This window comes from Aliivibrio finisterrensis (genome assembly GCF_008933155.1).
GTDB classification, from domain to species: Bacteria; Pseudomonadota; Gammaproteobacteria; order Enterobacterales; family Vibrionaceae; genus Aliivibrio; species Aliivibrio finisterrensis.
The window spans coordinates 36,607-50,640 of the sequence record NZ_WBVP01000006.1; the positions used below are offsets into that span (position 1 = coordinate 36,607).

10 protein-coding genes and 2 tRNA genes are annotated in these 14,034 nt (G+C 37.9%); 6 read left to right on the forward strand and 6 right to left on the reverse strand.

What is annotated here, in order from left to right; all coding sequences use genetic code 11:
- Positions 1-5 precede the first annotated feature (5 nt).
- From F8B77_RS07315 to glsA, 3 genes are all read left to right on the forward strand, one after another.
- Positions 6-3,104, forward strand: a complete 3,099-nt coding sequence (locus F8B77_RS07315; RefSeq protein WP_151654807.1) for an efflux RND transporter permease subunit — start codon at positions 6-8, stop codon at positions 3,102-3,104.
- Positions 3,105-3,217: 113 nt separating this feature from the next.
- Complete coding sequence (gadC, locus tag F8B77_RS07320) at positions 3,218-4,747, forward strand: glutamine/gamma-aminobutyrate antiporter GadC (protein WP_151654808.1); 1,530 nt, start codon at positions 3,218-3,220, stop codon at positions 4,745-4,747.
- Positions 4,747-5,685, forward strand: a complete 939-nt coding sequence (glsA, locus tag F8B77_RS07325) for a glutaminase A (RefSeq protein ID WP_151654809.1) — start codon at positions 4,747-4,749, stop codon at positions 5,683-5,685. Before gadC ends, glsA begins: the two co-directional genes overlap by 1 nt.
- A 376-nt stretch (positions 5,686-6,061) precedes the next feature.
- On the opposite strand, the gene F8B77_RS07330 is transcribed toward glsA, so the two are convergent.
- From F8B77_RS07330 to F8B77_RS07350, 5 genes are all read right to left on the reverse strand, one after another.
- The gene (locus tag F8B77_RS07330; RefSeq protein WP_151654810.1) at positions 6,062-6,361 is read right to left on the reverse strand and encodes a hypothetical protein; all 300 of its coding nucleotides are present in this window, start codon (positions 6,359-6,361) and stop codon (positions 6,062-6,064) included.
- A gap of 342 nt (positions 6,362-6,703) precedes the next feature.
- Positions 6,704-6,780, reverse strand: a tRNA-Asp gene (locus F8B77_RS07335).
- A gap of 38 nt (positions 6,781-6,818) precedes the next feature.
- A tRNA-Ser gene (locus F8B77_RS07340) sits at positions 6,819-6,909 on the reverse strand.
- An 82-nt stretch (positions 6,910-6,991) separates the two neighbouring features.
- Positions 6,992-7,489, reverse strand: a complete 498-nt coding sequence (locus tag F8B77_RS07345) for an ATP-dependent zinc protease family protein (protein ID WP_151654811.1) — start codon at positions 7,487-7,489, stop codon at positions 6,992-6,994.
- A 162-nt stretch (positions 7,490-7,651) separates the two neighbouring features.
- Entirely contained in the window at positions 7,652-8,596 is a 945-nt protein-coding gene (locus F8B77_RS07350) for a TerC/Alx family metal homeostasis membrane protein (protein ID WP_151654812.1), read from the reverse strand.
- A gap of 392 nt (positions 8,597-8,988) precedes the next feature.
- On the opposite strand from F8B77_RS07350, the gene F8B77_RS07355 reads away from it, so the two are divergent.
- Positions 8,989-10,167: a tetratricopeptide repeat protein gene (locus F8B77_RS07355; RefSeq protein ID WP_151654813.1), complete on the forward strand. Its 1,179-nt coding sequence runs from the start codon at positions 8,989-8,991 to the stop codon at positions 10,165-10,167.
- A 64-nt stretch (positions 10,168-10,231) separates the two neighbouring features.
- On the opposite strand, the gene F8B77_RS07360 is transcribed toward F8B77_RS07355, so the two are convergent.
- On the reverse strand, positions 10,232-11,116 hold the full coding sequence (locus F8B77_RS07360) for an endonuclease/exonuclease/phosphatase family protein (RefSeq protein ID WP_244298231.1): 885 nt from the start codon (positions 11,114-11,116) through the stop codon (positions 10,232-10,234).
- A gap of 240 nt (positions 11,117-11,356) precedes the next feature.
- Between F8B77_RS07360 and nrdD the strand changes: the two genes are divergently transcribed.
- Together nrdD and nrdG are read left to right on the forward strand one after the other, a co-directional pair.
- Positions 11,357-13,477 carry an anaerobic ribonucleoside-triphosphate reductase gene (gene nrdD, locus F8B77_RS07365; protein WP_130047617.1) on the forward strand — a complete coding sequence of 707 codons (2,121 nt, stop codon included), beginning with the start codon at positions 11,357-11,359 and terminating at the stop codon, positions 13,475-13,477.
- Positions 13,477-13,947: an anaerobic ribonucleoside-triphosphate reductase-activating protein gene (nrdG, locus tag F8B77_RS07370; protein ID WP_130047618.1), complete on the forward strand. Its 471-nt coding sequence runs from the start codon at positions 13,477-13,479 to the stop codon at positions 13,945-13,947. Before nrdD ends, nrdG begins: the two co-directional genes overlap by 1 nt.
- Positions 13,948-14,034: the final 87 nt, after the last annotated feature.

Consider the following 14,034-nt stretch of genomic DNA (forward strand, 5'->3'; position numbering starts at 1 on the left):
CATCCATGAGTTTTACAGATATATTTATACATCGTCCAGTGATGGCCGCTTCACTAAGCGTGCTATTACTCATTCTTGGCCTCAATGCGATGAAGGATCTGCAAGTTAGGCAGTATCCAGAAATGACCAATACAGTAATCACTGTTAATACTCCCTACCCAGGTGCTGACGCTGAATTAATTGAAGGGTTTATCACTCAACCTCTTGAGCAAGCATTATCACAAGTTGATAATCTTGACTATATGACATCATCAAGTCAATTGGGATCATCAAGTATTGTTTTAAATATGATACTGAATACTAATCCTGAAGAGGCTTTAGCAAATGTTTTATCACAAATTAACTCCGTTTCTAACCAGCTGCCAAGAGAAGCTTATAATCCATCCGTAACTTCTTCTACAGGGTCAAGCACCTCAATCATTTATCTTTCCTTCTACAGTCAGGCCCTCGATTCAAGTCAAATAACAGATTATCTTGAGCGAGTTGTTAATCCACAGTTATCCACGGTTAACGGTGTATCAAACATACAAGTCATTGGCGGTACTCCATTTGCACTGCGTATTTGGCCTTATCCAGAAAAACTGGGTCTGTATGATATTTCGCCTTCAGAGCTTGTTAGTGTTTTACAAACCAATAATTATCAATCCGCAGTAGGTCAATTTAACAGTACTTTGACTATTTTGAACAGCACCATCAACAGTCAAGTTGATACCGTTGACGGACTAAAATCATTAGTGATTAAAAGCTTCAAAGGGCAAACTATTCGATTGCAAGATATCGCTGAAGTTTCCCTGAGTAAAAGTAGTGACTCAACAAGAGCATTAGCAAATGGTAAAGAGGCTGTCATTATTGGCGTCAATGCTACACCATCAGCAAATCCTCTTGATGTTGCCGCTGGAATAAAAGTGCAATATGAAGCAATGAAAAATAGTCTACCGCCGAATATTCAATCTAGTATTTTATACGACTCAACCTTAGCAATCACGGACTCGATTGATGAAGTGATTAAAACAATTGCGGAAGCAGCCATAATTGTTATTGTCGTTATACTCCTTTTCTTAGGTTCTTTCCGTGCAGTAATTATCCCAATTATTACTATACCTCTATCACTAATAGGTGTTATTGCTGTTATGCAGGTATTTGGATTTACAATAAATCTGATGACCCTTCTTGCAATGGTGCTAGCTATTGGATTGGTTGTTGATGATGCCATCGTTGTGGTCGAAAATGTCGATAGACATATCAAAATGGGTGTCAAACCTTTTAAAGCAGCAATTGAAGCAACAAGAGAAATTGCGGTTCCTGTTATTTCTATGACCATTACCCTCGCCGCGGTGTACGCTCCGATTGCTTTAATGGGCGGGGTAACAGGCTCTTTATTTAAAGAGTTTGCTCTTACGCTAGCTGGCTCTGTGGTTATTTCAGGATTTGTAGCACTCACGCTTTCACCGATGATGTGTTCGAAGATGCTGAAATCACACGCTAACCCAAGTAAGTTTGAAAGCACTGTTGATAATACATTAAATAAAGTTACGCGCTCTTATAATAAGCTGCTGCACTCAGTTCTTGCTAATCGAGCTGTGGTTTTATTATTTGCATTTATCGTATTGATCTCTTTACCTGTCATCTTTAGCTTTATCCCTTCACAATTAGCTCCTGAAGAGGATCAAGGAGTGGTTGTGGTTATAGGAACTACGCCATCAACTTCGAACAATGACTATATTCAACAGAATATGGAATTGATTGCTCAAATCATTGGCAAGCAACCACAAGCTGAAGCTTCATTAGCTATGATTGGCGTCCCAACGACAAGTCAGGGTATGGCTATTGGACCGTTAGTACCGTGGGATGAACGAAAATTAAGTCAAAAAGAAATATCTACCAATATAAATAAAGAGGCAAAGAAATTATCGGGGATTAATGCGATCGCCTATCAAATGCCTTCATTGCCTGGTGCTTCTGGTGGTTTACCCATCCAGTTTGTTATTACCAGTCCTGCCAGTTTTGAAACACTATTTTCTATTGGTAACAATGTACTAGAAAAAGCAAAAGCAAGTCCAAACTTTGTTTATACAGATATAAATTTGAAATATGATTCAGGATTAGTAAAGTTAAGTATTGATAGAGAAGCTGCCGGTGCTTATGGAGTAACAATGCAAGCTATTGGTCAAGCGCTAGGTAGCATGATGAGCGGTGGTTATATTAACCGAGTTAATATTGATGGACGCTCTTATGAAGTGATACCACAAGTAGAGCGAATTTATCGTTCAAATCCGGACATGCTCAGCCAGTATTATGTTACAGCTCAAAATGGAACCGCTATTCCACTCTCTAGCTTAGTGAGCTGTGAAGTTGTTGGGCAGGCTAAATCTCTTCCTCACTTTAATCAGATGAATTCAATTTCTATTGATGCAGTTCCTGCACCAGGAGTAGCAATGGGTGATGCTATTTCATTTTTTGAACAATTGGCAAAAACAGATTTGCCTCAAGGATTTAATTACACCTTTATGGGGGAGGCTCGACAATTTGTTGAAGAGGGTAATTCACTTTATATTACCTTTGCTCTGGCTATATCTATCATATTTCTTGTGTTAGCCAGTCAATTTGAAAGTTTACGAGATCCACTGGTAATTTTATTTACAGTACCACTCGCAATCAGTGGTGCCTTAATTGCACTAGGCTGGACTCATGTTAGCGGTAGCACATCATTAAATATATATTCTCAAGTAGGGTTAATTACTTTAGTTGGGTTAATTACCAAGCATGGTATTTTAATTTGCGAAGTGGCAAAAGAGGAGCAAGTTGAAAAAGGAGCTAAAAAACTTGATGCCATCATTGAAGCGGCAACAATTCGTTTGCGCCCTATCTTGATGACAACATCAGCGATGATTGCTGGATTAATGCCATTGCTATTTGCAACGGGGGCGGGTGCCGTATCTCGATATAACATTGGATTAGTTATTATTGCCGGTCTTGCGATAGGCACTCTATTCACATTATTTGTACTGCCAGTGATGTATATATACATTGCGAGTGAACATAACCCCCAGGAAGGAAAAGAAAAAATAAGTAATGAAACCGCGGAAATATCAACAGCAAAATAATTTCATTATCTTTGGCAATAATAAGTAAACGTTTAGTTTGAATTTAATAATGACGCTTTTTATTGAATTTTCTAAATAATTACCAAGTTTGAGTTACTTTTTAGGAGATAAAAATGGAATCAAAAAATGTACAGAATAAGAAAATAAGTGTCTTTGCTTTAGCAATGCTCAATATTGTTGCTGTAGTAAGCTTAAGAGGATTACCTGCAGAAGCTGAATATGGCTTAAGCTCAATTTTTTACTATATATTTGCAGCTATCGTTTTTTTAGTACCCGTTTCACTCGTTGCCGCAGAACTAGCCACAGGCTGGTCTGAAAAAGGTGGTATTTTCAGGTGGGTTGGTGAAGCATTTGGTCCAAAGTTAGCCTTTTTAGCAGTATTTTTACTTTGGATTGAAGTTACGGTTTGGTTCCCAACTGTGCTTACATTTGGTGCAGTATCGCTAGCTTATATTGGGCCAGATCAACCTTGGGACCAAACATTATCCGAAAATAAATTTTTTATTTTAGCTGTTGTACTCGTTATTTATTGGTTTGCTACCTTTGTTGGTTTAAAAGGAACAGAAGCCTTTTCAAAAGTCGCCAAATGGGGTGGTGTAGTTGGTACTATCGTCCCTGGTATCGTATTAATTGTTTTAGGCTTTGCTTACTTAGCAGCAGGCAATGTATCTCAAATACCACTGGCTTTGAGCGATCTCATACCTGATTTCTCTAACTTTAACAATGTCGTATTAGCAGCAAGTATCTTCTTATTCTATGCTGGTATGGAGATGAATGCTATTCACGTTAAAGATGTTGAGAACCCAGGAAAACAATACCCTATTGCTATAGCCATTTCTTCAATTGGTACTGTAGCAATATTTGTACTGGGTACGTTAGCTATTGCTTTTATTGTCCCACAGAAAGATATTAGCTTAACTCAAGGCCTTCTTGTTGCATATAAAGACATGTTTGTATGGGCAGGCATTGGGTGGGCTTCGCCTATTATTGCAATTTGTTTAGCGTTTGGGGTATTAGCTGGTGTTGTAAGCTGGGTCGCTGGTCCTTCAAGTGCATTACTTGTTGTGGCAAAAGGAGGATATTTACCTCGCTTTTGGCAAGAAACTAACTCAAATGGCATGGCAACTAATATTATGCTAGTACAAGCTGTCATTGTCACATTCTTGTCAGTAACATTTGTTGTTCTACCATCCGTTCAAGCAACGTATCAAATACTAAGTCAATTGACGGTTATTCTTTATCTTATTATGTACTTATTAATGTTTGCAACGGCTATTTATTTACGATATAGCCAGCCAAATCGTCCGAGAATATACAAGATCCCTGGAGGTAATCTTGGTATGTGGATTGTTGCAGGACTTGGCTTTATCGGGTCATTAGTTGCGTTTATATTTTCATTTATACCACCTGCACAGATCTCAATAGGTAGCCCTACGATATTTGTTACTATTCTTGTTGTTCTGACGCTGATATTTGTGTCAATTCCATTTATTATCTTTCGTATTCGCAAACCACACTGGAAGGATCCGAAAATTAATGATTTTGCACCATTTACTTGGGAAATAGAAAATACTCACCCAGGCGTTGTTAATGATTCTGATACACACACTCATCATCTTCAACATAATAATGAGGCTAAATAATGGATAAGAATCAATTGATTAATGCCATAAATACAGCTTATGAAAAGTTTAAAGACATCCATGATGGAGATAATGCTTCTTACATTCCCTTCTTGGCACAAGTTCCAGCAGAGTTAACCGGTCTGTGTTTTGTCTCTGTAACTGGAGAAGTTCATACTGTTGGTGATACTGATTATTCGTTCGCTATTGAATCCATTTCAAAAGTGATAACTTTAGCCCTCGCGCTAAAGCAACATGGAGCTAAAGAAGTACACGATAAAATTGGTGCTGATGCTACAGGATTGCCTTTTAATTCTGTCATGGCACTAGAACTGCATAATGACAAGCCACTGAGTCCTTTAGTTAATGCTGGTGCAATGGCGACCACAAGTTTAATTAAAGCTGATGGCGCTGAAGATAGATGGCAACAAATACTCTCTATGCAAAGTGCGATGGCTGGAAGTCAGATTATGCTTTCTAAAGATGTAAATGACTCAGAGCAAATGACTAATACGCATAATAAGGCAATTGCATTATTATTGCAGTCATCTGGATCTATGTACTCTGATCCATTCCAAGCCTGTGACGTTTATACCCGACAGTGCTCTACGCTTTACAATTGTGTTGAACTTGCTACCACTGGTGCATGTTTGGCTAATGGTGGCGTTAACCCTGTTTCTGGTGAAACTATTTTATCAGCCGATCTCGTTCCAAGGTTATTAGCTGAAATGATGACTGAGGGGCTGTATGAGCGAAGTGGTGATTGGGCTTTTGAAGTTGGTTTGCCAGGAAAAAGTGGTGTAGGTGGTGGGCTACTTGCTGTTATTCCGAATGTAGGTGCACTTGCGGCATTCTCGCCTCCTTTGGATGTGGCTGGTAACAGTGTGCGTGGCCAACTAATGATTAAGTCGGTTGCCAACGATATGAATTGGAATTTATTTAATTCGGTTGCTCATTAATAAATGACACGACATAATTAAAAAATCCAGCAATGCTGGATTTTTTTCAAAAAACATAAATAAATTACGTAACTAATTTCATTTTTTAAATTAATAGCATAAACTCAGTCGAAAGGTTTTAAAAATCAACATAATCGTAAGCAATAAATTCCACGAATAATAACTAGGATGGTTAAAAATCACAAAAATAAAGTGGATATAATGTTTGATACCAAATAGCAGTTTAAATTACAGCTATGCTTCATCTTTTGGTTGGGTTTATCACTATTGCCGTTTTAACGTTTTAACGTTTTAAGCTAGAGTTACAATCATATTAAATGAAAGTAACTCTAGTCTATTAAAATAAAGCTACAAATTTTATTTACTACCTAATTACTTAATCGTCTTTCACTTCTTTTTTCGCTACTGCACTTACTTTTTTATTTTTATTCGATGCTTTTTGGCACTCAGCAACGATGTCGTCTATTTCTACAGGCTCTAATGCATCGATTTCTGTAATGTTATGAGCTGATACAATGTAGCCGATAGTAACAGGTACAAGACTATAATCTTGATCGATTAAACCAGCACACGTAATATCTTCGGGTGCTTTCATTTTCGAGCTGTCTGCTGCAACAGTTAGAAAGGAAGTCGCTGCAATCATAGTACCGAGTAAAAGTGATTTTTTTAAGTCCATAAGTAACCTCGTATTAAGATAATTTTTATAATATGGTTTAAAACCATACCATTACCAAGTCTAGGGTACGTTAGCCACATTGCAAATTTAATTATTAAATTGAGTATTTTACTTAAATATCATAAGAGTTGTCGTATGGTTATTAAGTTTTATACTACACCGTATTCCAATACAAAGCCTAGCCAACGGAATTACCGATCAAATGAGGAATATTCAGGTGTTAGTTATCTGTGATAAGTAGTGGGGGTATAGGAATTTAAATTCTAGATCTGCTGTTTGTTTGCGGATCATATTTGGCAGATACAAAAAAGCCTCGTCATTTCTGACAAGGCTTCGTTGTGTTGGCGGAGCGGACGGGACTCGAACCCGCGACCCCCGGCGTGACAGGCCGGTATTCTAACCAACTGAACTACCGCTCCAATTTGTAAAATCCAGACTCTATCTGAATTTTCAAAAGTGGTGGAGGGATAGGGATTTGAACCCTAGAACCGCTATTAACGGTTGCCGGTTTTCAAGACCGGTGCTTTCGACCACTCAGCCATCCCTCCAGTGCGGTGAATAGTAGTCACCTTTGATTTTTATGTAAAGCATTTTTTGAAGAAAACCACTTAACCGTATAAAAAACAAACGTTATTCTGCATTTTTTTCCACATCGACTAAATAATCACCTTCTAACCAGTTACGGCCAATTAAAAGTTTGTAGTCTAATTTGCTTCTATCACGTAGGTTCACCGCTACTTTTTTATCCTTACCATCAAATTCTAAATGCATTCTTACAGCGTATCGACGCTCTACTCCTTGAGCATTACGTATTTTGCTTACTTTAATGATACGACTGGTATGTTGAGTTGCTTCACCATCTTCGTTGTAAGTTGTAAACTTAACCGTATCACCCAAGTGATCTCGCATATTGTCACTCTCTTCATCTTGGCCAATAATTTGGATATTAGTGGCGTGAATTGAGGTGGTTGCGGCTCCTGTATCAATACGAGCTTCATAATTGGTGTTTAATTCTTTTATGTGAATGGTTTCGATTTGGCCAATAATAGTTTTATTTGAGCATGGTTCTGCTGCGAAGCCGGAAGTAGAAAGTAACACTAAGCACGAAGAGAGGATTAGTTTTTTCATGAATGCCTTTAATATTGTAAATTTTATCCAATGAGAAGTATCTATGAATAATAGACGTTTAAATATGAATTGAGTTCAAGGATATGTAAAGAATAAGACAGAATAATGCAAAATTAATAAATGAATCAGCGGTATCCGTATTTAGTTACCGCTGAGTTCGTATTAAGCGTTTTGAGATCGGTTTTTCATCATTGAACCAAGGATCGCTAAGGTAATTATACCGACAATGGTTAATAGTGAAATGATGGTAGGAACTTCATAAGCAGTACCCATCAAGAACATCTTAATACCGATGAAACTTAGGATGAATGCTAATGCTGGTTGTAAATAACAGAACTTGTCTAACATACCTTGAAGTACAAAGTACAAAGAACGCAAGCCTAGCAACGCAAATACATTTGCTGCAAACACTAAGAAAGGTTCTTGAGTGATAGCAAAGATCGCAGGGATTGAGTCTAAAGCAAACATAATGTCAGTAAACATAATAACAATAACAACCAACATTAACGGGGTTGCGATGGTTTTACCATTTACTTTAGCAAGTAGTTTATGACCGTGGTATTTGTCATCAAATGGAATGTATTTCTTTGCGAACTTCACCAATTTTGATGATGAGAAATCACTGCTTTCTTCAGTATTAGCAAACCATAATTTCACACCAGTCATGATTAAGAACACCGCGAAGATGTATAAGATCCAATGGTATTGAGCGAGTAACCCTGCACCAACAAAGATCATTACTGCACGCAGAGCAAGCGCCCCAATAATACCCCATAATAAAATTCGAGGTCGGCTTGATTCAGGTACGGCAAATTGACTAAAGATTAATGCGAAGACAAATAAATTATCGACACTAAGCATTTTCTCAAGTAGGTAACCAGTAATAAAGGCGATACTTGCGTCTTTTGGTGAGTAGTTGCTGTTTGGAGCCATTAACGGCCAGTAAACATAAAGTGCGGCACAGAAGATAAAAGCAAGAATAAACCAGAAAAGTGACCATACAAGCGCTTTTTTTAAGCTAGGGGCTTCTTTTCTTGTTTGAAATAGATCAAGGGCAAATAAAGCGAGAACAACTAAACCAAAAAGTTCCCAAGTTAACGGTGACATAATAATTCCTTACAGGTAGGTGAAAGGAATCCCGCTAAAAATGAGTGAGTAAACCTTTCACCATAAACAATAAAATTAACGTTATGGTTATTGGTCTTGTCAAAGTGATTGGCATTCTTTGCCCACTTACAGATACCGGAAGCCGAAGCTTCGGGATGACGATATCTGAACAAGATTAAGTATTAAATCTTGTGACTACTCCCCAAGATCTGGATAGTAATCTTCATTCTTAAAATATACAAATAAAAAATACGTGAAATGAAATTAATTTATAAACTTATCTTTGTCCTAGGTGAATTTTTTGAATATACATCACGATTTTTTTTTTCATGTTTTGGTCATTAAGGCCGATAATAATGGGTGATATCAAAAATTTAGAATAATGGTGTAGCATGGATTGGATTCAAATCGCTGTCGTTGGGCTTGTTATTTTGCTCGTGTTAGTGTGTATTAATTTCTTTTTTGCGAATGGTAAGCAAAAGAAAAAGCAACAACAAAAAGAACGAGATGAAAGTTCGTACCGTAGAGCTTTAGCAGAGGCTCGAGCAGCAGAGCGCCAAGAACGCGTGTATAAAGCACAAACAGGGCATATATCAACACAATTGTTTTTAGCAAAAGAAGCTGAGATGAACAATTTTGAAGAGGCTTTGCACTGGTATGAGATGGCTGCAAAATTAGATAATAATATAGCAATGCGATCAGTTATACGCTTGTGTGATGATCGTCGTGATAATGTCGAATTACGCGATAAATCAGAGTTTTGGGCTAAAGTTGTTGCTGCTCAAGAAGGGGGAGCAGAAGAGAAACTGGCACTAGGAATTGCGTATCTACAGGGTAATGGGGTAGAGGCAGACATAGAAAAAGGTATTTCTTATATTACTGAAGCTGCGGAGTTAGATCATATTCCAGCCCAATTATTTATTGCGGATTGGTATGTGGCAGAATCAAACCCTCAGCCAAACGCCAAATTTGCCGCTGAATGGAACCTACGAGCAGCAATGCTTGATAATATTGAGGCGCAAATTCGCATCGGTAAACAGTACGCTGAAGGGAGAGGTGTCGAGGTTGATCCTAAAAAAGCCACGTATTGGTTGGAGGTGGCTGCCGAAGCTGGAGACGCTAAAGCACAATATTTTGCTGGTGAGATGGGAGCTGATACCAACGAAAAAGGCAATTCAATTGCATATATCTGGTTATGGTTGGCGGCAAAAAATGGTATTGAAGCTGCTGCTTCCCGACGAGATCATGTCGGACATCTAGTGGGTGTTGATGCTGTGATTGGTCTACAAAGTATGGCAAAACCACTTTTTGAAAAAATGGCAAAAGGTAAAGTAAAAAAACACGTCATTATCAAGTCACTCGATAAATTGTATCAACGTGAGAGTTATTTTCCTGATGGTAATGAGTTTGTCGTTGGCGGCTCAACGTCAGAAAAAGCATCACAAGAGAGTGATGTGAAAAAAACAGACTCACAATCAGAAGAAATGATGCAATCAGTAGAAAGAGAAGACGATAAAAAAGAGAGTGTTAATTTTAGTCAAACAAAGATGGACAGTAATATGAAATTTTAAACTCTTTCTTTTTCAATACAACAAGGGACACTTATTATTAGTGTCCCTTTTTTATTTAGCTCTTTTATTGATAGGTAAACAAGATTGGGCAATGATCGGTTAATTGGTATTTTTTCACATCAGATTGTTTAAAAACTTGCTGTGTTACTGTGAAATTGTTTGGTGCAATATTTGAAATACCATGATCAATTAAACGAGTAAATGTGGTGTATTTAGGCCAGCCTCGTTTCCACTGCTTTGCAGTGCAATTACCTTTTGTGTTTTTTGTTAATAAAATAGGTGTTTTATTTGCCTTTTTATCAATATTTCGCCATAGCCAACTTCTTGGGTGAGCGAGTGTATGATTAAAATCCCCTAAAATTAAATATTTGTCGTTATTCTCTTCTCGTTCATTTATCCAATCGGTGAGTTCTTCTGTTTGCTGCTCTAACGTAGAGCATGAATAGTTATTTTTCTTTTGACCTAGGCAGCCTGATTTTAAGTGTACAGAGAGTAAGTGGACAGGTTGCTCATTAATGGTGGCAATTACATAAGTAGCGTAACGTAATCTGCTGCTTTTTTTATTTGGAAGAAGAGAAAAATCTCTAGGATCAGTGACAGGGATTGAAGAGTGGATCGCAAAACCGGTGTATTGATTAATGTCATTAAATTGCTTTTTAGGGTTTGTTGAGCGATCTGAAATAAAAATTTGATAGTCATTACCAACAACTTTTTGAATCGCTTCGATTGAATCGACTTCTTGAAAGGCTAAAACTTGACTATTGGACAATGAAAAATAGTGATTTAGTTGTTCAAAATCTTGTGGGTGCCTTTCTGAAGATTGAAATTTTTCATTAGAGTTTAGGGTTAACCACTCCATATTCCATGTCGAAATTGTGATCGCATAGCTTGTAAATGAGCTAAAAATAAGAATGAAAAAGCTAAAAAAATGAGTAATTCGTTGATTCATAAGTCCTCCAGAAATCGCAAGCAGTTTAATTAAAAATTACGCATATAGCACATAAAAAAATGTTTCATTTTCATACATTGCAGCAAATTTGAGAACAATCATAAAGCAGTGGTGAAACTAGAATCACCCTCAGGTGTAGCTTGATCTAGATCAAGGTATTTTATTCTCAGATCGAGCTTAATACACCACATCTTGTGTTAGCTGATCTAATACACCCACTATTTAGTATTTGGAGCCACTGTGAATATAACTGTAATAAAGCGAGATGGAAGCCGTGCAACCTATAACAATTCTCGTATTATTGATGCTGTAAAAGGCGCGTCAGAGCAGGTAACTCCTGAGATTGAGAGTTATGCGCAGTTAGTGGCTCATGCAGTAGAAATTGCATTACAGGGACAAAAAGAAGTAGGTATTCGCCAGATCCAAGACTTGGTTGAAAACGAACTAATGCAAGGCCCACACAAAGTATTAGCCCGCGCTTATATTGAATATCGTCACGACCGCGATATCGCTCGTGAAAAAATCAGTGTACTAAATAAAGAGATCAGCGGCCTGATAGAACAAAGCAACGCTGAACTACTTAATGAAAATGCGAATAAAGACGGTAAAGTTATCCCTACTCAGCGTGATTTATTAGCGGGTATTGTCGCTAAGCACTACGCAACGCGTCATATATTACCTCGTGATATTGTACAAGCACACGAGCGTGGTGAGATCCACTACCACGATTTAGATTACGCACCATTTTTCCCAATGTTTAACTGTATGCTGATTGATTTAAAAGGCATGTTAACTGGTGGCTTTAAAATGGGTAATGCAGAAATTGATACACCAAAATCGATTGCAACTGCGACAGCGGTAACCGCACAAATTATCGCGCAAGTAGCAAGTCATATTTACGGTGGCACAACGATTAACCGTATTGATGAAATCCTTGCTCCGTATGTCACTATCAGCTATCAAAAAGCATTAAAACTTGCTGAGAAGTGGGGTATTCCTGATGCAGAAGCGTTTGCTCAAGCACAAACAGAAAAAGAGTGTTATGACGCATTTCAATCGCTTGAATATGAAGTCAATACATTACATACCGCAAACGGCCAGACTCCATTTGTTACCTTTGGTTTTGGCTTAGGTACAAGTTGGGAATCAAAATTGATCCAACGCTCTATTTTAGAAAACCGCATTGCTGGTTTAGGTAAAAATCGTAAAACAGCGGTATTCCCTAAATTAGTGTTCGCAATTCGTGATGGATTGAACCATAAGAAATCTGATCCGCATTATGATATTAAGCAACTTGCTCTTGAGTGTGCTTCTAAGCGTATGTATCCAGATATTCTTAACTATGACAAAGTAGTTGAAGTGACTGGCTCATTTAAAACCCCAATGGGTTGCCGTAGTTTCTTAGACTTATATGAAGAAAACGGCGAGCAAATTCACGATGGTCGTAATAACCTAGGTGTGGTGAGCTTAAATCTTCCTCGTGTTGCTATTGAAGCAAAAGGGGATGTAGATGCATTCTACAAGCTGCTTGATGAGCGTTTAGTGTTATGTCGTCGTGCTTTAGAATCACGTATTTCTCGTTTAGAAGGCGTGAAAGCACGTGTAGCTCCTATTCTTTATATGGAAGGGGCATGTGGTGTTCGTCTAAAACCAGATGACGATATTATTAATATCTTCAAAAACGGGCGAGCTTCGGTATCGCTAGGTTACATTGGTGTGCATGAAACAATCGAAGCGCTATTTGGCAGTGATGATCACCTGTATGACAATGCTGAACTTCAAGTTAAAGCATTAGAGATCATTCAGTATCTAAAAGACGCAGTTCAAGTATGGACCAAAGAAACAGGCTTCGGCTTTAGTTTATACGGTACGCCAAGTGAAAACTTATGCTCTCGCTTCTGTAAACTTGATAACACTCAATTTGGTGTGATTGATAAAGTGACAGATAAAGGATACTACACAAACAGTTTCCATTTAGATGTACAAAAAACAGTCAACCCATACGATAAAATTGATTTTGAAATGCCATACCCTGAGATCTCAAGCGGTGGTTTCATTTGTTATGGTGAATTCCCTAACATGCAGCGCAATATTGAAGCGTTAGAAAATGTATGGGATTACAGTTATAGCCGTGTGCCTTACTACGGAACCAACACACCGATCGATGAGTGCTATGAATGTGGTTACACCGGTGAGTTTGAATGTACAAGTAAAGGTTTCACTTGCCCTAAATGTGGCAACCATGATTCTACAAAAGTATCGGTGACACGTCGTGTTTGTGGTTACTTAGGGAGTCCTGATGCACGTCCATTCAACTTCGGTAAACAAGAAGAAGTTCAACGTCGAGTGAAACATTTATAATGAACTATCACGTCTATCATTCGATTGATGTGATTAACGGGCCGGGTACGCGTTGTACCCTGTTTGTTTCTGGTTGTGAGCACAACTGTAAAGGGTGCTACAACAAATCCACATTGAATCCAAATTCGGGGCATCTTTTCTGTCAGCAGCTAGAAGATAAGATCATTGCTGATTTGAATGATACGCGTATTTATCGCCGAGGATTATCATTATCAGGCGGTGATCCGCTGCACCCAATGAATTGTGAAGCGATACTTAAGCTAGTTAAACGAGTTAAATCTGAATGCGAAAATAAAGACATTTGGATGTGGACGGGTTACGAATTAAACGAGCTTAATGAGACACAAAAAGAGATAGTGGCTCTGATTGATACACTCATTGATGGTCGTTTTGAACAAGACAAAGCCGATCCGTCATTGGAGTGGCGTGGTTCGAGCAATCAAATTATTCACACAATTAATGTGTTGTAAGAAAATTGTAAAAAACTAAACAATAAAACGTGATATTTTCCTATCTGAATGGTAACTTAAATACATTACAGATCATAAGGATATGAA